The 23,194-nt window shown below is 57.1% G+C and carries 21 protein-coding genes; 11 read left to right on the forward strand and 10 right to left on the reverse strand.

Going from position 1 to position 23,194, the window contains the following annotated elements; all coding sequences use genetic code 11:
* The first annotated feature begins 173 nt into the window (after window positions 1-173).
* The 6 genes from BJ885_RS18840 (at window position 174) to ghrB (ending at window position 6,237) form a co-directional block, all read left to right on the forward strand.
* On the forward strand, window positions 174-836 hold the full coding sequence (locus BJ885_RS18840) for an OmpA family lipoprotein (RefSeq protein ID WP_121932622.1): 663 nt from the start codon (window positions 174-176) through the stop codon (window positions 834-836).
* 179 nt (window positions 837-1,015) lie between these two features.
* A complete protein-coding gene (locus BJ885_RS18845) occupies window positions 1,016-2,032 on the forward strand; it encodes a LacI family DNA-binding transcriptional regulator (protein WP_023309954.1) in 1,017 nt (338 codons plus the stop codon).
* Between the two features lie 103 nt (window positions 2,033-2,135).
* Window positions 2,136-2,885: a sugar phosphate isomerase/epimerase gene (locus BJ885_RS18850; RefSeq protein WP_038417725.1), complete on the forward strand. Its 750-nt coding sequence runs from the start codon at window positions 2,136-2,138 to the stop codon at window positions 2,883-2,885.
* Window positions 2,886-2,888: 3 nt separating this feature from the next.
* Entirely contained in the window at window positions 2,889-3,827 is a 939-nt protein-coding gene (locus BJ885_RS18855) for a sugar kinase (protein WP_121932621.1), read from the forward strand.
* Between the two features lie 128 nt (window positions 3,828-3,955).
* On the forward strand, window positions 3,956-5,236 hold the full coding sequence (locus tag BJ885_RS18860) for an MFS transporter (RefSeq protein ID WP_023309951.1): 1,281 nt from the start codon (window positions 3,956-3,958) through the stop codon (window positions 5,234-5,236).
* A gap of 26 nt (window positions 5,237-5,262) precedes the next feature.
* A complete protein-coding gene (gene ghrB / locus BJ885_RS18865) occupies window positions 5,263-6,237 on the forward strand; it encodes a glyoxylate/hydroxypyruvate reductase GhrB (RefSeq protein WP_121932620.1) in 975 nt (324 codons plus the stop codon).
* Between the two features lie 58 nt (window positions 6,238-6,295).
* Here ghrB and cspA read toward each other — a convergent pair whose 3' ends face one another.
* Together cspA and BJ885_RS18875 are read right to left on the reverse strand one after the other, a co-directional pair.
* Window positions 6,296-6,508 carry an RNA chaperone/antiterminator CspA gene (gene cspA, locus BJ885_RS18870; protein WP_003860775.1) on the reverse strand — a complete coding sequence of 71 codons (213 nt, stop codon included), beginning with the start codon at window positions 6,506-6,508 and terminating at the stop codon, window positions 6,296-6,298.
* 247 nt (window positions 6,509-6,755) lie between these two features.
* Window positions 6,756-7,466 (reverse strand): DUF3053 domain-containing protein, encoded by a 711-nt coding sequence (locus BJ885_RS18875; RefSeq protein ID WP_023309949.1) that lies wholly within the window; start codon window positions 7,464-7,466, stop codon window positions 6,756-6,758.
* Window positions 7,467-7,797: 331 nt separating this feature from the next.
* On the opposite strand from BJ885_RS18875, the gene BJ885_RS18880 reads away from it, so the two are divergent.
* A complete protein-coding gene (locus BJ885_RS18880; protein WP_023309948.1) occupies window positions 7,798-8,085 on the forward strand; it encodes an HTH-type transcriptional regulator in 288 nt (95 codons plus the stop codon).
* Between the two features lie 39 nt (window positions 8,086-8,124).
* Here BJ885_RS18880 and BJ885_RS18885 read toward each other — a convergent pair whose 3' ends face one another.
* The 4 genes from BJ885_RS18885 to BJ885_RS18900 all read right to left on the reverse strand — a co-directional run bounded on the left by BJ885_RS18885 (window position 8,125) and on the right by BJ885_RS18900 (window position 13,456).
* Window positions 8,125-9,744: an ABC-F family ATP-binding cassette domain-containing protein gene (locus tag BJ885_RS18885; RefSeq protein ID WP_121932619.1), complete on the reverse strand. Its 1,620-nt coding sequence runs from the start codon at window positions 9,742-9,744 to the stop codon at window positions 8,125-8,127.
* Window positions 9,745-9,999: 255 nt separating this feature from the next.
* Window positions 10,000-12,069 carry a glycine--tRNA ligase subunit beta gene (gene glyS, locus BJ885_RS18890; protein WP_029740977.1) on the reverse strand — a complete coding sequence of 690 codons (2,070 nt, stop codon included), beginning with the start codon at window positions 12,067-12,069 and terminating at the stop codon, window positions 10,000-10,002.
* A gap of 9 nt (window positions 12,070-12,078) precedes the next feature.
* Window positions 12,079-12,990 (reverse strand): glycine--tRNA ligase subunit alpha, encoded by a 912-nt coding sequence (gene glyQ / locus BJ885_RS18895; protein WP_003860141.1) that lies wholly within the window; start codon window positions 12,988-12,990, stop codon window positions 12,079-12,081.
* 160 nt (window positions 12,991-13,150) lie between these two features.
* The gene (locus tag BJ885_RS18900) at window positions 13,151-13,456 is read right to left on the reverse strand and encodes a YsaB family lipoprotein (protein ID WP_047646683.1); all 306 of its coding nucleotides are present in this window, start codon (window positions 13,454-13,456) and stop codon (window positions 13,151-13,153) included.
* A 183-nt stretch (window positions 13,457-13,639) separates the two neighbouring features.
* Here BJ885_RS18900 and BJ885_RS18905 point away from each other — a divergent pair, with 183 nt between their 5' ends.
* Window positions 13,640-14,635 carry an acyltransferase gene (locus tag BJ885_RS18905; protein ID WP_029740979.1) on the forward strand — a complete coding sequence of 332 codons (996 nt, stop codon included), beginning with the start codon at window positions 13,640-13,642 and terminating at the stop codon, window positions 14,633-14,635.
* Here BJ885_RS18905 and BJ885_RS18910 read toward each other — a convergent pair.
* The 4 genes from BJ885_RS18910 to xylA all read right to left on the reverse strand — a co-directional run bounded on the left by BJ885_RS18910 (window position 14,628) and on the right by xylA (window position 19,040).
* Window positions 14,628-15,548, reverse strand: a complete 921-nt coding sequence (locus tag BJ885_RS18910) for a GlxA family transcriptional regulator (RefSeq protein WP_121932618.1) — start codon at window positions 15,546-15,548, stop codon at window positions 14,628-14,630. The genes BJ885_RS18905 and BJ885_RS18910 overlap by 8 nt on opposite strands.
* Complete coding sequence (locus BJ885_RS18915) at window positions 15,548-16,087, reverse strand: isochorismatase family protein (RefSeq protein WP_029740981.1); 540 nt, start codon at window positions 16,085-16,087, stop codon at window positions 15,548-15,550. The genes BJ885_RS18910 and BJ885_RS18915 overlap by 1 nt, the downstream gene beginning before the upstream one ends.
* 103 nt (window positions 16,088-16,190) lie before the next feature.
* Window positions 16,191-17,645: a xylulokinase gene (gene xylB, locus BJ885_RS18920; RefSeq protein ID WP_059347327.1), complete on the reverse strand. Its 1,455-nt coding sequence runs from the start codon at window positions 17,643-17,645 to the stop codon at window positions 16,191-16,193.
* A 72-nt stretch (window positions 17,646-17,717) separates the two neighbouring features.
* Window positions 17,718-19,040: a xylose isomerase gene (gene xylA / locus BJ885_RS18925; RefSeq protein ID WP_121932637.1), complete on the reverse strand. Its 1,323-nt coding sequence runs from the start codon at window positions 19,038-19,040 to the stop codon at window positions 17,718-17,720.
* A gap of 371 nt (window positions 19,041-19,411) precedes the next feature.
* On the opposite strand from xylA, the gene xylF reads away from it, so the two are divergent.
* The 3 genes from xylF to xylH all read left to right on the forward strand — a co-directional run bounded on the left by xylF (window position 19,412) and on the right by xylH (window position 23,177).
* The gene (gene xylF, locus BJ885_RS18935; RefSeq protein WP_032650791.1) at window positions 19,412-20,404 is read left to right on the forward strand and encodes a D-xylose ABC transporter substrate-binding protein; all 993 of its coding nucleotides are present in this window, start codon (window positions 19,412-19,414) and stop codon (window positions 20,402-20,404) included.
* A gap of 72 nt (window positions 20,405-20,476) precedes the next feature.
* Window positions 20,477-22,018: a xylose ABC transporter ATP-binding protein gene (locus tag BJ885_RS18940; protein WP_121932617.1), complete on the forward strand. Its 1,542-nt coding sequence runs from the start codon at window positions 20,477-20,479 to the stop codon at window positions 22,016-22,018.
* Entirely contained in the window at window positions 21,996-23,177 is a 1,182-nt protein-coding gene (xylH, locus tag BJ885_RS18945) for a xylose ABC transporter permease XylH (protein WP_121932616.1), read from the forward strand. Before BJ885_RS18940 ends, xylH begins: the two co-directional genes overlap by 23 nt.
* Window positions 23,178-23,194 lie beyond the last annotated feature (17 nt).

Here is a 23,194-nt window from a genome sequence, read left to right on the forward strand (position 1 = left end):
AGGTGCTCAAGCGTGCGCTCCTGGTTGCGTGCAGGTTTACGGCCTTCTTTCTGAGGCAGTTTATGGTTTGTCACAAATTTCAGAGTTATACCCGGAATTTTCTCCGTATCTGGACGTCATAATCAACTGCCACGCTCGCCGTGGCAAAGAATAAAAAGGATTAAGGAAAGAAGATGAAAAAACGCGTACTCGTTATTGCCGCTCTGGTGAGCGGTGCACTGGCTGTTTCTGGCTGCACAACTAACCCTTACACCGGTGAGCGTGAAGCGGGTAAATCCGGCATCGGCGCGGGTATCGGCTCGCTGGTCGGCGCAGGCGTTGGAGCGCTCTCCTCCTCCAAGAAAGACCGCGGCAAAGGCGCGCTGATTGGCGCAGCGGCGGGCGCGGCGCTGGGTGGCGGCGTTGGCTATTACATGGACGTGCAGGAAGCGAAGCTGCGCGACAAAATGAAGGGAACCGGCGTGAGCGTGACGCGCAGCGGCGATAACATCATCCTGAATATGCCGAACAACGTGACCTTCGACAGCAGCAGCGCAACGCTGAAACCCGCAGGTGCGAACACGCTGACCGGCGTGGCAATGGTGCTGAAAGAGTACAACAAGACCGCCGTTAACGTGATGGGCTATACCGACAGCACCGGCAGCCAGGATCTGAACATGCGTCTGTCCCAGCAGCGCGCCGACGCCGTGGCCAGCGCGCTGATTACCCAGGGCGTTGAAGCCAGCCGCATTCGCACCAGCGGCATGGGCCCTGCCAACCCTATTGCCAGCAACAGCACGGCGGAAGGCAAAGCGCAGAACCGCCGCGTTGAGATTACGTTAAGCCCAATTCAGTAGGTAAAAGCAAAACGGCAACGCTCGTTGCCGTTTTTAGTGGTTGCACCCTCTCCCGTGGGAGAGGGTTGGGGTGAGGGCACCAGACCGCACCCCAGGTAAGCGCAGCGCCACCGGGCAAATTACTTGATTCGCCAGATTTTCCCGCTAAGGTATTCTCACTAAATTCAGGGAAATCAGCGATGAGCAAACCAGCCCGGGCCACCATCAGCGACGTGGCGAAAGCCGCCAAAACCGGTAAAACCAGCATTTCGCGCTACCTCAACGGCGAGAAACACCTGCTGTCCGACGCATTGCTGGCGCGTATTGAACAGGCCATTGCCGATCTCGACTACCGTCCCAGCCTCATGGCGCGCGGGCTCAAACGCGGCCGCACCCGCCTTATCGGGCTAATCATCGCCGATATCACCAACCCCTATTCCGTTAACGTGCTCAGCGGTATTGAAGCCGCCTGTCGCGAGAAGGGTTTCACGCCGCTGGTCTGTAATACCAACAACGAAGTCGACCAGGAGCTGCATTACCTCGATCTGCTGCGCAGCTATCAGGTCGAAGGGATTGTGGTGAACGCGGTGGGCATGCGGGAAGAGGGTTTAAACCGCCTGCAGCAGTCATCTCTGCCTATGGTCCTTATCGACCGTAAAATCCCGGAATTTGCCTGCGATGTGGTCGGCCTGGATAACACCCAGGCCGCTACTACCGCCACCGAACATCTGATCGAACAGGGCTTCGAGGCCATTCTGTTTCTGAGTGAACCCTTAGGGATGGTCAACACCCGTCGCGAACGCCTGAGCGCATTTCGCACCACGCTGGAGCGATATCCTGGCGTAATCGCCGAAAATGCCGAAACGCCGCTTCACGAAGCTGACCAGCTCGACAACACCCTGCGCCAGTTCCACACGCGCCATCGCGGGATGCGCAAAGCCGTTATCTCCGCCAACGGGGCGCTGACGCTTCAGGTCGCCCGCTCGCTCAAGCGCATTGGCCTGCACTGGGGCAGCGATATCGGTCTGCTGGGGTTTGATGAACTGGAGTGGGCGGAGCTGGCGGGCGTCGGCATTACGACACTCAAACAGCCCACCTGGCAGATTGGCTATGCTGCTGTTGAACAAGTGGTTCGTCGCATTGAAGGCACCAGCGATGCCGTTCGCGAGCAGGTCTTCTCCGGCGAGCTGATCGTTCGCGGCTCCACGGCGCGTTAATTTTCCCTTGTGATACCGATCATAAATTCGACATCCTGACCTTTTCTTTGGAACCGGTTCCATCTAGCGTAATAGTATTGATATGTTGCGATGGAGTCCGAAGATGGGCAGGAAAATTATGGTGGTCACCGCCGCGTACGGTGCGGAACAGGTGCGACAGGCAGGCGGTCAGCGGGCAATGCTGCCCGTGATTGCAGGCGCGGGGGCAGACGGCGTAGAGATCCGCCGGGAACTGTTCAGCAGTGAAGAGCTGCTGGCGCTGCCTGCGCTGGGAGAATCCATCGAGCTGCTCGGCCTGCTGGCGTGCTACTCCGCCCCCGCCGCCCTGTTTATGCCCGACGGCACCCTCAACCCGGACCTGACCCGCTACCTCTCTGAGGCCAGCACCCTGAACGCCCTGTGGCTGAAGGTTTCCCTGGGCCATTTCCGCGACGCGCAGCCTCTCGACGCCCTGCGTAGCCTGCTGAACGCAAGCGGCATGGCGCTGGTCGTGGAGAACGATCAGACCGACTGCGGTCAGCTCGCGCCCATGCAGCGCTTCCAGGCCGCCTGTCGGGAAATGGCGCTCCCCGTCACGCTGACCTTCGACATGGGTAACTGGCTGTGGGTTGGCGATTCGCCCGAAGAGGCCGCGCGTCACCTCGCCCCTGCGGTGAGCTATATCCACGTTAAAGCCGCCGTGCCGCATAAAGATAACTTCCGCGCCGTGGCGCCGGACCACGCCGATGCGCGCTGGCTGGATCTGCTCGGCCAGCTGCCTGCCGATGCCCCGCGCGGTATCGAGTTCCCGCTGGAAGGGACGGATTTAACCGCCGTTACCCGCCATTACGTCAACCTGCTGCGCGAGGAGTAAACCATGCACAAGAAGCTGGATGTCATCACGATCGGCGAAGCCATGGCGATGTTTGTCGCCACTGAAACGGGCGAACTGAGCGCGGTGGAGCACTTTATCAAACGCGTGGCGGGCGCAGAGCTGAACGTCGCGACCGGCCTGGCGCGTCTCGGCCTGAACGTCGGCTGGGTCAGCCGCGTGGGGGACGACAGTTTTGGCCATTTCGTCCTCGACTCGCTGAAAAAAGAGGGTATTGATGCCGCAGGCGTCACCCTTGATGGACGCTTCCCTACCGGCTTTCAGCTTAAATCTAAGGTCGAAAATGGAACCGATCCCATCGTGGAGTATTTCCGTAAGGGATCGGCCGCCAGCCACCTCTCTGTAGCGGATTTCCACACCGACTATTTCGCCTCCGCGCGCCACCTTCACCTGAGCGGCGTGGCGGCAGCGCTGTCCGCCAGCTCGTATGAACTGCTGGATCACGCGGCAGCCACTCTCAAAGCCCAGGGAAAAACGATCTCCTTCGATCCGAACCTGCGCCCGGTGCTGTGGAAAAGCGAAGCGGAAATGGTCGAGAAGCTCAACCGTCTGGCGTTCAGAGCGGACTGGGTTCTGCCGGGCCTGAAAGAAGGGATGATCCTGACCGGCGAAAGCACGCCGGAAGGCATTGCCGATTTCTACCTGAATAAAGGGGTAAAAGCGGTGGTGCTGAAGACCGGCGCCGATGGCGCATGGTTTAAGACGGCCGACGGCCAACAGGGCGCTGTCGCGGCGGTGAAGGTTGAGAACGTTGTCGACACCGTCGGCGCGGGCGACGGTTTTGCCGTGGGCGTGATTAGCGCTCTGCTGGAAGGCAAAACGCTGCCGCAGGCCGTGGCGCGGGGCAACAAAATTGGCTCGCTGGCCATTCAGGTGCAGGGCGACAGCGAAGGATTACCCACACGAGCAGAGCTTAACGAATAAACATCCCCCTCACCCTAACCCTCTCCCCAGAGGGCCGGGGTGAGGAGCATAAATCGCACTCAACAAAACAAGCCACCGTGTACCCTACAGACAACGGCGGTAACAACCTCAACAACAGAGGCAAGCCTATGAACAGTTCGACCAATGCAGTAAAACGCTGGTGGTACATCATGCCAATCGTGTTTATCACGTACAGCCTGGCGTACCTTGACCGTGCCAACTTCAGCTTCGCGTCCGCGGCGGGGATCACAGAGGACCTCGGCATCACCAAAGGTATCTCCTCCCTGCTGGGTGCCCTTTTCTTCCTGGGCTACTTCTTCTTCCAGATCCCCGGCGCGATTTATGCGGAACGCCGCAGCGTGCGTAAGCTGATCTTCGTCTGCCTGATCCTGTGGGGTGCCTGCGCGTCACTGACCGGCGTGGTGAACAATATTCCTGCCCTGGCCGCCATTCGCTTTATCCTCGGCGTCGTTGAGGCGGCGGTCATGCCGGCGATGCTGATCTACATCAGCAACTGGTTTACCAAATCTGAACGCTCGCGCGCGAATACCTTCCTGATCCTCGGTAACCCGGTGACGGTGCTGTGGATGTCGGTGGTGTCTGGCTACCTGATCCAGTCCTTCGGCTGGCGCGAAATGTTTATCATCGAAGGGGTCCCGGCAGTGATCTGGGCATTCTGCTGGTGGGTGCTGGTGAAGGATAAACCTGCCCAGGCGAAATGGCTTTCCGAAGACGAAAAAGCAGCGCTGCAGGCGCAGCTGGATAAAGAACAGCAAGGTCTGAAGGCGGTACGCAACTACGGTGAAGCCTTCCGCTCGCGCAACGTGATCCTGCTCTGCGCGCAGTACTTTACCTGGAGCATTGGCGTGTACGGCTTTGTGCTGTGGCTGCCGTCGATTATCCGCAGCGGCGGTGAGAACCTCGGCATGGTAGAAGTGGGCTGGCTCTCTTCCGTACCGTATCTGGCCGCGACCATCGCCATGATCGTCGTCTCCTGGGCGTCGGACAAGCTGCAGAACCGAAAATTGTTTGTCTGGCCGCTGCTGCTGATCGCTGCTTTTGCCTTTATCGGCTCGTGGGCCGTGGGTGCAAATCACTTCTGGGCCTCTTATACCCTGCTGGTGGTCGCCGGTGCCGCCATGTATGCCCCGTACGGTCCGTTCTTTGCCATCATCCCGGAAATGCTGCCGCGTAACGTGGCGGGTGGCGCGATGGCGCTGATTAACAGTATGGGTGCGCTGGGGTCGTTCTGCGGCTCCTGGTTCGTCGGTTACCTGAACGGTGCCACCGGCAGCCCGTCCGCATCGTACATCTTTATGGGGGTGGCGCTTTTCGCCTCCGTGTGGCTTACTCTGATTGTTAAGCCTGCTAATAATCAACAACACCCTGTCGGCGCTCGCCACGCCTGAATCCTTAAAAATCAACGGAGATTAGCATGAAGCCGTCCGTCATTTTGTATAAAGCATTGCCGGAAGATCTGCAGAAACGTCTTGAAGAACACTTCACCGTCACGCAGGTGAAGAATCTGAGCCCGGAAACCGTGGCGCAGCACGCCGAAGCGTTCGCCAGCGCCGAAGGCCTGCTGGGTTCAAGCGAGAAAGTGGATGTCGCCCTGCTGGAGAAAATGCCGAAGCTTCGTGCTACCTCTACCGTTTCCGTGGGTTACGACAACTTTGATGTGGATGCCCTTAATGCCCGCAAGATCCTGCTGATGCATACGCCACATGCCCTGACGGAAACCGTGGCCGATACGCTGATGGCGCTGGTACTCACCACGGCACGTCGCGTGGTGGAAGTCGCCGGGCGCGTGAAAGCGGGCGAGTGGACAAAAAGCATAGGTCCGGACTGGTTCGGCGTGGACGTTCACGGCAAAACGCTGGGCATTGTTGGTATGGGGCGTATCGGGCTGGCGCTGGCGCAGCGCGCGCATTTTGGTTTTAACATGCCGATTCTGTATAACGCGCGTCGCCATCACGGTGAAGCCGAGGAACGCTTCAACGCCCGCTACTGCGAGCTGGATACCCTGCTGCAGGAAGCTGATTTTGTCTGCCTGGTTCTGCCGCTGACGGACGAAACGCGTCATCTGATTGGCAAATCCGCATTTGAAAAAATGAAGAAATCCGCCATTTTCATCAACGCGGGTCGCGGCCCGGTGGTGGATGAGCAGGCGCTGATTGAAGCTCTGCAGAACGGTGAGATCCATGCAGCAGGTCTGGACGTCTTTGAGCAGGAGCCGCTGCCGGTGGATTCCCCGCTGCTTTCGCTGCCTAACGTGGTTGCGCTGCCGCACATCGGCTCAGCCACCCATGAGACGCGCTACAGCATGGCGGCCACTGCGGTCGATAATCTCATCGCCGCCCTTAGCGGAAAGGTGGAGATAAACTGCGTGAACCCGCAGGTGCAACGATAGAAACGAAAAAACCCGCCAGAAGGCGGGTTTTTGAATTTTGTGCTACTGGGTTGGAAGCTTACAGGCTTACAACGTTACCAGCTGCTGGGCCTTTAGCGCCGCTTTCGATGGTGAAGGAAACTTTCTGACCTTCATCCAGAGATTTGTAGCCATCGTTCTGGATAGCAGAGAAGTGTACGAACACGTCTTTTGAGCCATCGTCAGGAGTGATGAAGCCGAAACCTTTATCAGCGTTGAACCATTTTACCAGACCAGTCATTTTAGCAGACATAGAAATTACCTTATTAACAAATATATTGAGCCTTCCGGCTTGATGGATTGCGTTACAGATTTTTAAGCGATGAAGGAAGGGTCACAACGAAGGGTATCTATGGATAACAATCTGGACTGCTTTACTAAACTGCTTTAGGTCTGTGTAACAAACCGACGGGGATAGTTATACCGATGTGGTAGAAGAATGACAAGCGTTATTTTCGATAAGCATAAAAAAACCCCGCCAGAGACGGGGTTTTTTCGGTTTATTCTGTAGCCGTGACTGCGGCACTCCAGGCCTGGCTAAAGGCCTGATGCTGGGAGGCCAGCGGCCCAATCAGCGTATTGTACTGGCTTGCCTGCTGCGAGGTCGGGAACTGAATGCCGTTGGCAACAAAGCTTACCTGAGTATCCTGCTGGGCAATAAAGTCGCCCACCTGAACCAGCTGTTGCGTGAAGATTTGCGCGGCCGGAATCAGCGGTTGCAGCGCTTCAGACGGTTTCGTCACCACTTTCTCATACACTTTGTCGAAGACCGGTTTGAGATCGTCGCCCTGCTTCAGCGCAGAACGTGACGCGTCAGCCTGCATTTTCGCATTCTGCAACTGCTGGCTCAGCACGCCAAGCGCACCGTTGGACTGGCGAAGCGGTTCGCGCTGCGTCATATAATCCTGCGGAACGCGGATGGCGTTCACGCTATCCACCACGGGACGAATTCCGGAATCCATCGCCTGGCTCACCTGCTGTGAGTAACCATAAAGAATGGCGTAATCGGACACGAAGGGGCCAAACTGTTTTTTCTGATCCGCAGTCAGCGTCGGCAACCGCTCGCCGCTGCGCATCACTGTATTCTGCAGAAAATCGATAAACGCTTTGCGCTGATCGCCTTCTTTATCAAAACACCCACTCAGGCTAACAACCATCAACAACGCCGCAATAGGCGCAAACCAGCGAGAGCAGGACTTTCCTGTCGCCATTTTATTACTCCTTTCACCCAAAAAAGCGCACACCGGCACACGCGTGCCCGACGCTGACAAGGATAGTCCAGGTCAGCCTTGCAAGATACTCTTTTCATGCAAAACGGCTATTGCCGATTTATTTCTTACCATTTACAAAAAAATACCTGCCGAAGCCGACATATGAGTAATCAGGTAATTAGCATAACTATCCATATCGCTGAATCGGGTAAAGCGATCGTTATCGCACGATTAATCACACCCGTGACGATCCTGGGTTCGTATTAGGGACTATTCTTAACTGGCTCTCTGATGTTCTTGATCACGATGTGAGATTTAAGAGGAGTCCTCAATGGAATATAAAGATCCTGAGTTTGAGCTGCTGAGCAGCCTGGAACAGATCATTTTTAAAGATGTACCGCAGACAATTAGCCTGCAACAAAAATCCAATCCCTTTACAGAATATGAGCAATTGCGCAAAGGGACAGGACTGAAAACCGAAGAATTCGCCAGAGCGATGGGTGTCAGCGTGGCTATGGTGCAGGAGTGGGAGTCAAAACGTGAGAAACCCACCCCAACCGAGTTAAGGCTGATGCGCCTGATTCAGGCCAACCCTGCACTCAGCAAACAGATAGCGTAGTGAAGATTGAATGCCCCCGCCTTTGCGGGGGCTTGTGTTTTAAAGGCTCTCGCAACGCCAGCCCGCCTCTTCCAATACCCACTCATGCGTTAACGTTAAGCCTCTTAAAAAAGCCTCGTCGTGTGATACCACCAGCAGAGCTCCGGGGAAACCTACCAGCGCCGCTTCAATGGCCTGGACCGAGGCCAAATCCAGATGGTTGGTCGGTTCATCCAGCAGCAGAAGCTGCGTGGCCTCCGCGCGCCACAGCACGCAGGCCAGGGCGGCCTTAAGACGCTCGCCGCCGCTGAGCTCCGCCAGCGGGAGCGTGACTTTGTCTGCACCCAGTTGAAGCTGCGCCAGACGGGTTCGCAATACCCCCTGTTCCAGAGGCGTATGACCCAGGTTGAGATGCGTCATGACCGACTGCGAAAGATCGAGTTGGGACAGATGCTGGTCGAGATAAGCGCAGCTGACTGAAACCTTACAGGTACCCGAACGGGGGGCAATCTCGCCGAGGAGGGTTTTTAACAGCGTCGATTTGCCGCAGCCGTTCGGTCCCTTTAACGCCACGCGCATCGGTCCGTCCATCCGCAAGTTGAGCGGAGGAACAGGCACATGCGGCAGCACCAGATCCTCCAGCACCAGCACCTGCTTCCCCTCCGGGATCTGACTCCCCGGCAGGGTGAACATCACCGGGTTATCTTCCTCAACGCGTTCACGCGCCTTATTTACCGCGGCGTTGAGGGCTTCATTTTGCTCGCTGTGCTGTTTTTTCCAGGAACCGATCCGCTCCTTCGCCGCGCCTTTATATTTGACCCGCTCGAACGACGCGATATTCAGTGTATCGACGGTGCGCAATGTCTTTGCCGAACGCCGCTGGCTGTCATCATGCTCTTTTTGCATGCGTACCCGAGTGCGTTTGCGCTCGGTTGCCGCATGTTCCAGCGCCGCGCGGGCCGCCTGCTGTTCGGCATCGCGCTGGGTTTGATAATCCGAATAATTCCCGCCGTAGCTGCGCAGGCCCGAGGCGCTCAGCTCAAGGATACGCGGTACCTGCTCCAGAAGTTCGCGGTCATGGGAGGCCACCAGCACGCCGCCCTGAAAACGGCTGAGCTGGTCGTAGAACCACGCCCGGCTCTGTCGGTCCAGATGGTTAGTGGGCTCGTCCAGCAGCATGAAATCGGCTTCAGCCGTAAACGCCCCGCACAGCAGGGCGCGGATGCGCTCGCCGCCGCTGAGTTCGCCGGCGGGTTTATCCGGGTCAAACGGTGGTAGCTCCGCATTGATAAACGCCTCGCTCAGGCGCTCGGCAACATCCCAGTGGCCGTCAAGCAGCTCCAGATCGTCAGGCTGGTAATCGCCGCTGTCGATGCGCTTACGCGCCGTAAAAATCGCGTCATATCCGAGCAGTTCAGCTAGCGTCGTCTGCGGAGAAATGACGTGCTGCTGCGCCACCCAGGCATGCGAGCCAAAGCGTTCAATATGACCGGTAGCCGGTTCGTCCAGCCCCGCCAGCAGACGCAGCAGACGCGTTTTCCCGCTGCCGTTACGGCCAACCAGCGCGCACAGGGAGGGGTCCAGCGTGAGATTCAGCGGACCAAAAAGGGTATCACCCGTCGGAAACTGACACGTGACCTGATGCAAAATAAAAGAAGGGGACTGCGCAAAATGAGCCATAAGCACTCCTGAATGAAATCAAAACATCCCCTGCCCACGCGGTGGCGTTTAGCAAGGATCGAAATTCATCAGTCGTGTTTGTTCATTTTTGGGGGGCGCTCCGGCGCGAGAAAGTTAACGCGGATAAGAATAGCGGTAATGTGTTGACGGTTTCAAGGTTAAATTTTCATCGATGCGCCATAAAAAAACCCGCCGAAGCGGGTTTTTCTCACCTGCAGGCCCGTGTAAGCGAAGCGCCGCCGGGCAACGGGCACGTTACTGCAGCAGCGAAATATCCGCTACGCGCAGGAACAGCTCGCGCAGTTTCTCGAGCATGGAGAGACGGTTAATACGCAGCTCTTTATCTTCTACGTTCACCATCACTTTCTCGAAGAAGGCGTCGATCACGTCACGCAGCTCGGCCAGCTCCACCAGCGCTTCCTGGTAGCGACCTTCCGCGAAGTACGGCTCGAGCTTGTCGCGCAGCACAACAACCTGCATCGCCAGCGCGATCTCTTCCGGCTCTTTCAGGGTTGCGGCGTTCACGCGCTCGTTCAGCGTCTCGTCGGATTTCGCCAGAATGTTGGATACACGCTTGTTAGCCGCAGCCAGGGCAGATGCCGCTTCCAGCGTACGGAAGTGGGAAACCGCCTTCATACGCGCATCAAAATCAGCCGGACGGGTTGGACGACGCGCCAGCACCGCCTGAATGGTGTCAACGGTGTAACCTTCGTCCTGATACCACGCGCGGAAACGACCGAGCATAAAGTCGATCACGTCATCCACAACCTTCGCGTTGGTCAGCTTGTCGCCGTACAGACGCACCGCTTCTTCGGTCAAGGTCTGCAGATCGAGGTTCAGGTTCTTCTCAACGATGATACGCAGCACGCCCAGCGCAGCACGACGCAGCGCAAACGGGTCTTTATCGCCTTTCGGATGCTGGCCGATACCGAAGATACCCGCCAGGGTGTCCATCTTATCGGCAATCGCCACGGCGCACGCAACCGGGTTGGACGGCAGGTCGTCACCCGCGAAGCGCGGCTGATACTGCTCGTTCAGGGCCACGGCCACGTCTTCCGCTTCGCCATCGTGACGCGCGTAGTGCATGCCCATCACGCCCTGGGTGTCGGTAAATTCGAACACCATGTTGGTCATCAGGTCGCACTTGGACAGCAGGCCTGCACGCGTCGCGTGGTTGACGTCGGCACCGATTTCACGGGCGATCCAGCCGGACAGCTCCGCAATGCGGTCGGTCTTGTCGCGCAGCGTGCCCAGCTGCTGCTGGAACAGCACGGTCTGCAGGCGCGGCAGGTTATCTTCCAGACGCTTTTTACGGTCGGTGTTGAAGAAGAACTCCGCATCCGCCAGACGCGGACGAACAACTTTCTCGTTACCGGAGATAATCTGGATCGGATCTTTCGATTCGATGTTTGCTACGAAGATGAAGTTTGGCAGCAGCTTGCCGTCGTTGGCGTAAACCGGGAAGTATTTCTGGTCACCTTTCATGGTGTACACCAGCGCTTCAGCCGGAACGGCCAGGAATTTCTCTTCGAACTTCGCGGTCAGCACAACTGGCCATTCAACCAGAGAGGTCACTTCTTCCAGCAGGCTTTCGCTCAGGTCGGCGTTACCGCCAATCTGGCGCGCCGCTTCTTCAGCGTCCGCTTTGATTTTGGCTTTACGCTGTTCGTAGTCGGCAATAACTTTACCGCGCTCCAGCAGGATCTGCGGGTACTGGTCGGCATTGTCGATGGTGAACTCAGGCTCGCCCATGAAGCGGTGCCCGCGGATCACGCGATCGGACGCCACGCCCAGAATGGTCGCCGGGATAACGGTATCGCCCAGCAGCAGGGTCACGGTGTGAACCGGACGCACGAAGTGCACGTCGGACGCGCCCCAGCGCATCAGCTTAGGAATCGGCAGCTTCGCCAGAGACGTGGCAATCATGTCCGGCAGCAGCGCTTCCGCGCTTTCGCCTTTCACGTGCGCACGGTACAGCAGCCACTCGCCTTTATCCGTGGTCAGACGCTCGGCCTGATCGACGGTGATGCCGCAGCCGCGCGCCCAGCCTTCAGCCGCTTTGCTCGGCTTGCCTTCCGCGTCAAACGCCTGGGCAATCGCCGGTCCACGTTTTTCGACTTCACGATCCGGCTGAGACGCCGCCAGATTTGCTACTTTCAGCGCCAGACGGCGCGGTGCAGCAAACCACTCAATTTTACCGTGTGCCAGGCCAGCGTTATCCAGCTCGGCGGTCACGTTCGCAGCGAAAGATTCAGCTAGGCTGCGCAGGGCTTTTGGTGGCAGCTCTTCGGTGCCGATTTCCACCAGGAAAGTTTTCTCAGACATGGCCGCCTCTTATTTGTTTCGGTTGCACATCGGGAAGCCAAGGGCTTCACGGGACGCGTAGTAAGCTTCTGCAACGGCTTTGGTCAGGGTACGAATACGCAGAATGTAGCGCTGACGTTCAGTCACGGAGATGGCTTTGCGGGCGTCCAGCAGGTTGAAGCTGTGGGCGGCCTTCAGAATACGCTCGTAAGCAGGCAGCGGCAGCGGAGTCTCCAGCGCCAGCAGCTGCTGCGCTTCTTTCTCATACTGCTCGAAGCAGGTGAACAGGAAGTCCACGTCCGCATATTCGAAGTTATAGGTGGATTGCTCTACTTCGTTCTGATGGAACACGTCGCCGTAGGTGGTTTTACCCAGCGGGCCGTCGCTCCAGACCAGGTCGTAAACGCTGTCTACGCCCTGAATGTACATCGCCAGACGTTCCAGACCGTAGGTGATTTCACCGGTGATTGGCTTACATTCCAGACCACCCACCTGCTGGAAGTAGGTGAACTGGGTCACTTCCATGCCGTTCAGCCACACTTCCCAACCCAGCCCCCAGGCACCCAGCGTTGGGTTTTCCCAGTTATCTTCCACGAAACGGATGTCGTGGATGGTTGGATCCATACCCAGCTCTTTCAGCGACCCGAGGTACAGTTCCTGAATGTTGTCTGGTGATGGCTTAATCACCACCTGGAACTGATAGTAATGCTGCAGTCGGTTCGGGTTCTCACCGTAACGACCATCGGTCGGACGACGGGAAGGCTGCACATACGCGGTCGCCATTGGCTCTGGCCCCAACGCGCGCAGGCTGGTCATCGGGTGTGAAGTGCCGGCGCCGACTTCCATGTCCAAAGGTTGAACAATGGTACAGCCCTGACGAGCCCAGTAATCCTGTAAGGTCAGGATCAGGCCCTGGAAGGTCTTGGTATCAAACTTTTGCATAGTATTTCGTGCTGGATACGTGTGGTTTTAAATGGAAGGGACCAGTATACCCGCTGGCTGCAAGATATACAGTACGAAACGGGGTTGTTTAGGGAAAATTGGGAAATAAGCCTTGCTGCCAGAACGCTGACGGCGTCTGGCTGCTGATTATGCGAGCAGGCTAGCGCATGGAGAGGTGTAAAAACTGACCGTCCGCATCAAACGAGCAGACAAAGCCCTCTTTGCGCGACGTATGGCCCCGCAGCTCGTAGCTTCCCTGAAAACGCTCGAACCCGGTGACATCAATTTTCTGCACGTCCGAGTTATAGCGGCGAGCGGCCCGATCCTTACAGAGCGCTTCCATATCCAGTGAACGTTCCGGGCTCATTTTACCCTGCTGCGCTTTTTGCACAGGTGCTTCTTGCGGCGCGCTGCATCCCGCCAGGCTCGCCAGCAGAAAGAGTGACGCCACACGCTTCATCATCATTTTTATTACCGCCCTGGTCAGTGGCTGTTATTTTTAGTATCAAAGCTTTTATAGATTACGGTCCGGCATTCTGCGAATCTCGCGGCCTCCCTACAAGCCTGCTGAATAAAACTCAGAATTTTCCAAGCGAAGACTTTTGGACAATGGCAGTCACACTCAATTTACAGGGAATACGAGGAACTGATGCAGTCAAAAATTAACTGGATTGATAACCTGCGTGGAATAGCGTGTCTGATGGTGGTCATGATCCACACGACGACCTGGTACGTCACGAATGCCCACAGCATCAGCCCCGTTAACTGGGATATCGCCAATATTCTCAACTCTGCGTCACGCGTCAGCGTGCCGCTGTTCTTTATGATTTCCGGCTTTCTCTTTTTTGGCGAACGTAGCGCGCAGCCGCGGCACTTCATCCGCATCGCGGCCTGCCTGGGGTTCTACAGCGCCGTTGCTCTGCTCTATATCACGCTGTTCACCTCCATTAACGCCGGGCTATCGCTGAAATACGTGCTGCAAAAACCGGTGTTTTACCACCTGTGGTTCTTCTTCGCCATTATCGTTATCTATCTGGTCTCCCCGCTCATCCAGGTAAAAAGCGTCAGCGGTAAAATGCTGCTGGCCCTGATGGTGGTTATCGGCATTATCGCCAACCCGAATACGCTCTCACAGAAAATCGACGGATTTGAGTGGTTGCCGATCAATCTCTATATCAACGGCGATACTTTTTACTACGTGCTTTACGGCATGCTGGGGCGCGCCATCGGGATGATGGACACACAAAAACGCGGTCTGAACTGGCTCTGCGGGGCGCTGTTTATCGCTGGCGTGGCGGTGATTTCACGCGGAACGCTGCACGAGCTGCAGTGGCGCGGCAATTTTGCCGATACCTGGTATCTCTATTGCGGGCCGATGGTCTTTATCTGTGCCGTTTCGCTGCTCACGCTCGCCAAAAATACTCTGAACGAGCGCGCCCTGCCCGTGCTGAGTCTTATCTCGCGGCATTCTCTCGGGATTTACGGTTTTCACGCGCTGGTGATCCACGCGCTGCGCACGAGAGGCGTTGAGCTAAAAAGCTGGCCGGTGCTGGATATCGTCTGGATTTTTGCCGCCACGCTGGCGATCAGCCTGCTGCTGTCGATGCTGCTGCAAAAAATAGACGCTCGCCGCTTCGTCAGCTAATGCTTCGCTGCCGGGCGCGATGATACTGGCGCGGGGAGGAAAACCCTGCCGCCAGTGAAGCCTGCTCCACGCCGCGCCCCTGCAATAGCCACTGCTCCGCCACCGCCAGACGCAGCTGCTCAAGATAATCGCGAACGCTAATACCTAAATGTGACTGGAAAAGCCGGGTGAGGTGACGCGGGCTGACGTGCGCCAGGGCGGCAATGTCAGGCAAGCTCCAGGTCTTTTGCGGCTCGGCGGTGAGCGCATCCTGCGCCCGATGAATCGCCGGATGAAGATGATTGCGGTAGCGTAGCCACGGGGATAGCTGGGGATCGTCACCGGAACGGCGGAACCAGACCACCATTTCGCGCGCCACGGCCAGCGCCTTTTCGGGGCCGCACAGGCGGTTAATCATGTGCAGCGCCAGATCGATGCCAGACGTGATCCCCGCGCTGGTCCAGATATTCTCATCCTGCACAAAGATGCGGTTTTCTTTAATCGTCGCCGTGGGGGCAGCGGTGCGTAAACGACTAATAACATCATGATGGGTCGTGCACTGTCGGTTGTTCAACAGGCCCGATTTCGCCGCCAGTAAGGCCCCTGAACAGACGCACATCATGGTGATTTCCTGGCTCTGGATCTGCGGCTGCAGGCGCATCAGCCAGTGCTGGATCTGCTGCGCCTGTGGCGTTGAGAACTGAAAGCGGGAGTCGCTCACCCCCGGCAGCACCAGCAGGCTGCCTTCCGGGAGACGATCCGGCAACAGCTGGATACCGCTCATCGTCAGGCCTATCGACGTCGGAACCTCCGGCTGCGGGCCAATGTAATGCAGGCGAAACGCATCGCCAGCCAGCACAAAGGTCTCTGCCGGGCCGGTCATGTCTAATGACAGCACTCCGGGCAACATCACGAACCAGACGTCGATGCTCATTACAGGGACTCCAGCGTCTCCGCTACCGTTTTAATCTCGGCAAAACGCCCGGACAGTACCGTCTCGGTACGATGGCGAATTTCCGCTGCGCTAAGGGTAATGCCCTTGTAAGTCATGGGAAACGTCAGCGTTGCCTCACTGACAAAGGTCACAGCATAACCCAGATCGGATGCCACCCGGGCGGTGGTTTCGCAGCATTGTTCAGTGCGAATGCCGCAGATAATCACACTGTTGATATCGCGCTCGCGCAGCCAGCGGTCAAGCCCGGTATCCGTAAACGCATTATGGACGTGTTTCTGGAAAACCACATCCGGCTGATGACGCAAAAAGGCCATCGGTTTGACATAGCCGCTTTCCAGGGTGAAAGGTTCGTCTTCATCCACATGAAAAATATCAGCGACCGGAATATTGCGCGCCTGGCAGCCTTCAATCAGCCCCAGCATCGCCTGCTGAAAGGCAGGGATCTCGCCTTCCTGCCAGTAATTGCGGTGGTGAAATGACTGCTGAGTATCGATGTTGATTAATGCAGTGCGTGACATGATGGATCTCCTCGCCAGTGGGTGTGACACCATACTGGCAAGGAAAGGAAGGCACGCACAGACCAAAAAAGGACATCCTCGCGCCTCTCCCGGACAAGCCTATTTACGACATCAGCGGCAGCAGCTGCTGGTAGATTTTGCGGAACACGTCGCGCCTTTCCGCGTACCGCGCATGGCGCGCCGCGTCAGGTACATGCGCCTGTTCAAGCGTAAGCTGCGGCAACAGTTGCGAAAGCGGTTGTTCCGGATGAATGGCTATCTGCGCCAGACGCGCGGCGCCGAGCGCGGGCCCGACGTCCCCGCCGGTGCGGAAATCCAGCTGCAACCCGCTGATATCCGCCAGCATCTGTCGCCAGTAAGGGCTTCGCGCACCGCCGCCAATCAGGGTGACGCTCGTCGGCTTCAGACCGCAGTCGTGCACCACGTCCATCCCGTCGGCCAGCGCATACCCCACGCCTTCCAGAACCGCGCGCGCCAGCTCTGCCGGGCCATGTTGATGGGTTAAGCCAAAGAACACCCCTTTCGCTTCCGGGTTGTTGTGCGGCGTACGCTCACCGGAAAGATACGGTAAAAACCAGACGGTGCCCGCAGCGTCATCCGCCTGCTGGGCTGCGGAAATGAGCGCCGGAACGTCGGCCATGCCGGTGAGTTTTGCCGCCCAGTCCAGGCAGGACGCCGCGCTGAGCATTACCGACATCAAATGCCATTTCCCGGGAAGGGCATGACAGAAACTGTGCACAGCGCTTTCTGGATTACTGCGATACCCGTCGCTGACGGCAAAATAGACGCCGGACGTTCCCAGCGACAGCATCGCCTGACCCGCCTCAACCATGCCGACACCGACAGCGCCCGCCGCGTTATCGCCGCCTCCGGCCACCACGGGTACGGCAGGCATATTCCAGCGCTCAGCAACGGCTGGCAGCAGTTCGCCTGTTACCTCACAGCCTTCGTACAGCGCGGGCATATGTTCCCGGGTCAGATGGCAGGCATCCAACATCGCCTCGCTCCAGTCGCGCTTCGCCACGTCGAGCCACATGGTGCCCGCGGCATCGGACATGTCGCTGGCGAAATCGCCCGTCATGCGAAAACGCAGATAGTCTTTCGGCAGCAGGACTTTCGCCACCTGACGGAAAACCTCCGGTTCGTGGCGCTGCACCCACAGTAATTTGGGCGCAGTAAAGCCGGGCATCATCAGGTTGCCGGTAATCTCGCGGGAGGCAGGCACGCGCGCCTCAAGAAGCGCGCACTCTTCCGCACAGCGGCCATCGTTCCAGAGGATCGCAGGACGCAGCACGCGATGCTGGCTATCGAGCAGCGTAGCGCCGTGCATTTGTCCGGCAATTCCCAGCGCTTTCACGTCACGAAGGCTGTGCTGCTCACCTAAGGCTTTGATTGCGCGGTCCGTCGCCTGCCACCACTGCTCCGGATCCTGTTCCGACCACAGCGGATGCGGACGTGAAACCTGCAGCGTTTCCGTCTGCGTGGCTAATACGTCGCCCTGCTCGCTCAACAGGATGGCTTTCACACCCGATGTGCCAAGATCGATCCCGATATACATTACGGTGACTCCTTTTACAGAAATGCCCGGTGGCGCTAACGCTTACCGGGCCTACGTGCATCTTCAGCTCAATCACTTATCAAACAGATAGTGGTTTACGAGATTTTCCAGCAGTTCCTGGTGCCCGCTCTGGTGCTGCGGCGCCAGCTGCTGCTGTTCAGCGTACTTCGCAATTTCCGCCAGCGATAACTGACCTTTCAAGATTTGCTGGCCCAGCTCACTGTTCCAGCCGCTGTAACGCTTCGCTACGCGTTTATCCAGCTCGCCGTCTTCAATCATGCGCGCCGCCACTTTCAGCGCCAGCGCCATGGTGTCCATCGCGCCAATGTGGCCGTAGAACAGATCGTATTTGTCGGTGCTCTGACGACGTACCTTGGCGTCAAAGTTCAGGCCGCCTGTGGTGAAACCGCCCGCTTTGACGATCTCGTACATCACCAGGGCATTCTCTTCCACGCTGTTCGGGAACTGATCGGTGTCCCAGCCCAGCTGTGCATCGCCACGGTTCGCATCGACAGAGCCGAAAATGCCCAGCGCAATGGCAGACGCGATCTCGTGATGGAAAGAGTGGCCCGCCAGCGTGGCGTGGTTGGCTTCAATGTTCACTTTAATCTCTTTTTCCAGACCGAACTGCTTCAGGAAGCCATACACCGTCGCCACGTCGTAGTCATACTGGTGCTTGGTCGGTTCCTGCGGTTTCGGCTCAATCAGCAGCGTGCCGCGGAAGCCGATTTTGTGCTTATGGTCGACAACCATCTGCATAAAGCGGCCAATCTGCTCGCGCTCCTGACGCAGGTCGGTGTTCAGCAGCGTTTCATAACCTTCACGGCCACCCCACAGGACATAGTTCTCGCCACCCAGCTGATGCGTAGCGTTCATTGCCGTCACCACCTGCGTGGCTGCCCAGCTAAACACTTCCGGATCCGGATTGGTTGCCGCGCCCGCGCCGTAGCGTGGGTTGGTGAAGCAGTTTGCCGTACCCCAGAGCAGCTTCACGCCGCTTTGCTGCTGTTTCGCCGCCAGTACATCCACCATCTGCGCAAAATTGTTCAGATACTCTTTCAGCGACGCGCCTTCCGGCGACACGTCCACGTCATGGAAGCAGTAGTACGGCACGTTTAGCTTGTGGAAGAACTCAAACGCCACATCGGCTTTGCGCTTTGCCTGCTCGATGGCCTCACCCGGCTGCTGCCACGGGCGGTCAAAGGAACCCACGCCGAACATATCGGCGCCGTTCCAGCAGAAGGTATGCCAGTAACAGGCGGCAAAGCGCAGATGATCTTCCATGCGCTTACCCAGCACCAGCTCATCCGGGTTGTAGTGACGAAATGCTAAAGGATTGGTCGTTTTTGGGCCTTCGTAACGAACACGATCGAGTTGGTCGAAATAAGCTTGCATATTGAGCTCCATAATCAGGGTATGCGGCGAGTCGTTGATACAGGAGTAATAGTGAATAGACATTTTGGGTTGCTCAATTACGTTATTTCACACTGCTATTGAGAGAATGCACAACTGTGCGCTGGCTCGCAAAATAATGCGCAGACAAACTATTTTTCGGCGCGTATTCCAGAATCAAATGTAATTAAGACGTTACGTATTTTAAAATCCGATCGCGGTCATAAATTCAGAAATAAACCAAATATCATAATGAGAAGATAAAAATCTGTAATTGCCAGCCCGCCTTTCCGCGTTAAAAATTTGCTGCGTCTCAGCAGTGAATGTTTCTTTTATCTCAGCAACACATACCCCTACAAAAAGGCCTAATAATTATGAAGATAAAGAACCTGACTCTAACGCTCTGCACTACGCTTCTCCTTGCAAGCTTTGCAGGACATGCCAAAGAGGTCAAAATTGGCATGGCGATTGACGACCTGCGCCTGGAGCGCTGGCAAAAAGATCGCGATATTTTTGTGAAGAAAGCAGAATCCCTCGGCGCCAGCGTGTTTGTTCAGTCGGCTAACGGCAATGAAGAAACACAAATGTCGCAGATCGAGAATATGATCAACCGTGGCGTCGATGTTCTGGTCATTATCCCCTATAACGGCCAGGTATTAAGTAACGTGGTGAAAGAAGCCAAACAGGAAGGCATAAAAGTCCTGGCCTATGACCGCATGATTAATAATGCGGATATTGATTATTATATTTCATTCGACAATGAAAAAGTCGGGGAATTACAGGCGCAAAGCCTGATCGACAAAGTGCCTCAGGGCAATTATTTCCTGATGGGCGGCTCTCCGGTAGATAACAACGCCAAACTGTTCCGCGAAGGGCAAATGAAAGTCCTTAAGCCGTACATCGACAACGGGAAAATTAAAGTGGTTGGCGATCAGTGGGCCGACGGCTGGCTGCCAGAAAACGCGCTGAAGATTATGGAAAACGCGCTGACGGCCAACAACAACAAAATTGACGCGGTTGTGGCCTCCAACGATGCCACCGCAGGCGGCGCTATCCAGGCCCTGAGCGCCCAGGGGCTGGCCGGTAAAGTCGCTATTTCAGGACAGGATGCCGATCTGGCTGGCGTAAAACGCATTATCGCAGGCACCCAAACCATGACGGTCTACAAACCGATTACCCAGCTGGCCAATACGGCGGCGGAAATCGCCGTGGAGCTGGGCAATGGCAAACAACCTAAAGCAGACGCGACCCTGAATAACGGGTTGAAAGACGTTCCGGCGCGCCTGCTCACGCCGATTGAAGTCAACAAAGAGAACATTGACGCCACCGTGGTTAAAGACGGTTTCCACAAGAAGAGCGAACTGTAATCCGGCGCGGCCCCTGCTCTGCGGGGGCGCATCACGTTGTACTGTTCTTCCCTCGGGCTATGTGGAGCGGTTATGCCTTATTTACTTGAAATGAAAAGCATCACCAAACGCTTCGGCATGGTGAAAGCCGTCGACAACGTCAGCCTCCGGTTGAATCCCGGCGAAGTGGTTTCGCTGTGCGGTGAGAACGGTTCGGGCAAGTCGACGCTGATGAAAGTGCTGTGCGGGATCTACCCACACGGCAGCTACGAAGGTGAAATCGTCTTTGCCGGCGAAGTGATTCAGGCAACACACATCCGCGATACCGAGCGCAAAGGCATCGCCATCATTCACCAGGAGCTGGCGCTGGTGAAGCATCTCACCGTGCTGGAGAACATTTTCCTCGGGGCCGAAATTTCCCACCGCGGCGTGCTGGATTACGACACCATGACGCTCCGCTGCGAAAAGCTGCTGGCGCAGGTGAGCCTCAACATTTCACCGGACACCCGCGTGGGGGATCTGGGCCTCGGGCAACAGCAGCTGGTCGAAATAGCGAAAGCGCTAAATAAACAGGTCAGGCTGCTGATCCTCGATGAGCCAACGGCCTCGCTCACCGAACAGGAAACTGCGGTTCTGCTCAACATCATCCGCGATCTGCAAAACCACGGCATCGCCTGTATCTACATCTCGCACAAGCTGAACGAGGTCAAAGCCATTTCGGACACCATCTGCGTGATCCGCGACGGGCAGCACATCGGCACGCGTGAAGCCGCGGGCATGAGTGAAGATGACATCATCACCATGATGGTGGGCCGCGAGCTGACGGCGCTCTACCCGAATGAGCCCCACGCAACGGGCGATGAAGTGCTGCGCGTGGAAAACCTGACCGCGTGGCACCCCGTTAACCGCCACATCAAGCGCGTCAATAACGTCTCGTTTTCCCTTCACAGCGGTGAAATTCTTGGAATTGCTGGCCTCGTCGGTGCCGGGCGCACCGAAGCCGTACAGTGTCTGTTTGGCGTGTGGCCTGGGCGCTGGGAGGGCACGGTTTACATCGACGGTCAGCCGGTGAAAATCGATAACTGCCAGCAGGCGATTGCCCGCGGCATTGCCATGGTGCCGGAAGATCGTAAGAAAGACGGCATCGTACCGGTGATGGCAGTGGGTAAAAACATTACGCTTGCGGCACTCGATCGATTCTCCGGCGCGCTGAGCAGCCTGGACGACGCCGCCGAGCAGCAGTGCATCCTCCAGTCGCTTGCCCGGCTGAAGGTCAAAACCTCCTCGCCGGAACTGGCGATTGGCCGTCTGAGCGGAGGAAACCAGCAGAAGGCGATTCTGGCGCGCTGCCTGCTTCTCAATCCACGCATATTAATCCTTGATGAGCCCACGCGCGGGATTGATATCGGTGCCAAATATGAAATCTACAAACTGATTAATCAGCTTGTACAGCAAGGGATTGCCGTCATTGTCATTTCGTCTGAGTTACCCGAAGTGCTCGGCCTGAGCGACCGCGTGCTGGTCATGCACGAGGGAAAACTGAAAGCCAACCTGATTAACCAGAACCTGACGCAGGAGCAGGTGATGGAAGCCGCTTTAAGGAGCGAACGTCATGTCGAAAAGCAATCCGTCTGATATCAAAGTCGCTGTTCCGACGCCCGGTGCGTTCGCGGGGCTAAAAGCGCTTAACCTGCAGGTTTTCGTGATGATCGCGGCCATTATCGTCATCATGCTGTTCTTTACCTGGATGACCGATGGCTCGTACTTAAGCGCGCGTAACGTCTCCAACCTGCTCCGCCAGACCGCCATCACCGGCATTCTGGCCGTGGGCATGGTGTTCGTGATTATCTCCGCGGAAATCGACCTGTCGGTCGGCTCGATGATGGGGCTCCTCGGCGGCGTGGCGGCGATTTTTGACGTCTGGCTCGGCTGGCCGCTGCCGCTGACCGTGGCGGTCACGCTGGTGCTGGGTCTGGTACTGGGAGCCTGGAACGGCTGGTGGGTTGCCTACCGTAAGGTGCCATCGTTCATCGTCACCCTGGCAGGGATGCTGGCCTTTCGCGGGATCTTAATTGGCATCACTAATGGCACCACCGTCTCCCCGACCAGTGCAGCCATGTCGCAGATTGGTCAGAGTTACCTCTCAGATAGCGTGGGCTTTACCATCGGTGTGGTGGGGTTGCTGGGGTTTGTCGCGTGGCAGTGGCGTGGACGCATGCGTCGTCAGGCGCTGGGGCTGGCTTCTCCAGCGTCAACCTCGGTGGTGGGGCGTCAGGCGCTCACGGCGGTCATTGTGCTGGGCGCCATCTGGCTTTTAAACGACTATCGCGGTGTCCCGACACCCGTCCTGCTGCTGGCGCTTTTACTGCTGGCCGGTATGTTTATGGCGACGCGCACCGCGTTTGGCCGCCGTATTTATGCCATTGGCGGCAACCTTGAAGCTGCTCGCCTCTCAGGTATCAATGTCGAGCGCACCAAGCTTGCGGTCTTCGCCATTAACGGCCTGATGGTCGCTATCGCCGGGCTGATCCTCAGCTCGCGTCTGGGCGCCGGTTCTCCCTCCGCCGGTAACATCGCCGAGCTGGATGCTATCGCCGCCTGCGTCATTGGCGGCACCAGCCTCGCAGGGGGTATCGGTAGCGTGGCGGGCGCGGTCATGGGGGCATTTATCATGGCGTCGTTGGATAACGGGATGAGTATGATGGACGTCCCGACGTTTTGGCAGTATATCGTCAAGGGGGCCATTCTTTTACTGGCAGTCTGGATGGACTCGGCCACCAAGCGACGGGCCTGATAACCGTATTGTGACTT

The organism is Enterobacter sp. WP_7_1 (assembly GCF_003688535.1).
Classification (GTDB): Bacteria; Pseudomonadota; Gammaproteobacteria; order Enterobacterales; family Enterobacteriaceae; genus Enterobacter; species Enterobacter asburiae.

Excerpts from the sequence above, each read along its gene's own strand:
- BJ885_RS18840 (WP_121932622.1), top strand. The coding sequence starts at position 174 with ATGAAAAAACGCGTACTCGTTATTGCCGCTCTGGTGAGCGGTGCACTG.
- BJ885_RS18845 (WP_023309954.1), top strand. The coding sequence starts at position 1,016 with ATGAGCAAACCAGCCCGGGCCACCATCAGCGACGTGGCGAAAGCCGCC.
- BJ885_RS18850 (WP_038417725.1), top strand. The coding sequence starts at position 2,136 with ATGGGCAGGAAAATTATGGTGGTCACCGCCGCGTACGGTGCGGAACAG.
- BJ885_RS18855 (WP_121932621.1), top strand. The coding sequence starts at position 2,889 with ATGCACAAGAAGCTGGATGTCATCACGATCGGCGAAGCCATGGCGATG.
- BJ885_RS18860 (WP_023309951.1), top strand. The coding sequence starts at position 3,956 with ATGAACAGTTCGACCAATGCAGTAAAACGCTGGTGGTACATCATGCCA.
- ghrB (WP_121932620.1), top strand. The coding sequence starts at position 5,263 with ATGAAGCCGTCCGTCATTTTGTATAAAGCATTGCCGGAAGATCTGCAG.
- cspA (WP_003860775.1), bottom strand. The coding sequence starts at position 6,508 with ATGTCTGCTAAAATGACTGGTCTGGTAAAATGGTTCAACGCTGATAAA.
- BJ885_RS18875 (WP_023309949.1), bottom strand. The coding sequence starts at position 7,466 with ATGGCGACAGGAAAGTCCTGCTCTCGCTGGTTTGCGCCTATTGCGGCG.
- BJ885_RS18880 (WP_023309948.1), top strand. The coding sequence starts at position 7,798 with ATGGAATATAAAGATCCTGAGTTTGAGCTGCTGAGCAGCCTGGAACAG.
- BJ885_RS18885 (WP_121932619.1), bottom strand. The coding sequence starts at position 9,744 with ATGGCTCATTTTGCGCAGTCCCCTTCTTTTATTTTGCATCAGGTCACG.
- glyS (WP_029740977.1), bottom strand. The coding sequence starts at position 12,069 with ATGTCTGAGAAAACTTTCCTGGTGGAAATCGGCACCGAAGAGCTGCCA.
- glyQ (WP_003860141.1), bottom strand. The coding sequence starts at position 12,990 with ATGCAAAAGTTTGATACCAAGACCTTCCAGGGCCTGATCCTGACCTTA.
- BJ885_RS18900 (WP_047646683.1), bottom strand. The coding sequence starts at position 13,456 with ATGATGATGAAGCGTGTGGCGTCACTCTTTCTGCTGGCGAGCCTGGCG.
- BJ885_RS18905 (WP_029740979.1), top strand. The coding sequence starts at position 13,640 with ATGCAGTCAAAAATTAACTGGATTGATAACCTGCGTGGAATAGCGTGT.
- BJ885_RS18910 (WP_121932618.1), bottom strand. The coding sequence starts at position 15,548 with ATGAGCATCGACGTCTGGTTCGTGATGTTGCCCGGAGTGCTGTCATTA.
- BJ885_RS18915 (WP_029740981.1), bottom strand. The coding sequence starts at position 16,087 with ATGTCACGCACTGCATTAATCAACATCGATACTCAGCAGTCATTTCAC.
- xylB (WP_059347327.1), bottom strand. The coding sequence starts at position 17,645 with ATGTATATCGGGATCGATCTTGGCACATCGGGTGTGAAAGCCATCCTG.
- xylA (WP_121932637.1), bottom strand. The coding sequence starts at position 19,040 with ATGCAAGCTTATTTCGACCAACTCGATCGTGTTCGTTACGAAGGCCCA.
- xylF (WP_032650791.1), top strand. The coding sequence starts at position 19,412 with ATGAAGATAAAGAACCTGACTCTAACGCTCTGCACTACGCTTCTCCTT.
- BJ885_RS18940 (WP_121932617.1), top strand. The coding sequence starts at position 20,477 with ATGCCTTATTTACTTGAAATGAAAAGCATCACCAAACGCTTCGGCATG.
- xylH (WP_121932616.1), top strand. The coding sequence starts at position 21,996 with ATGTCGAAAAGCAATCCGTCTGATATCAAAGTCGCTGTTCCGACGCCC.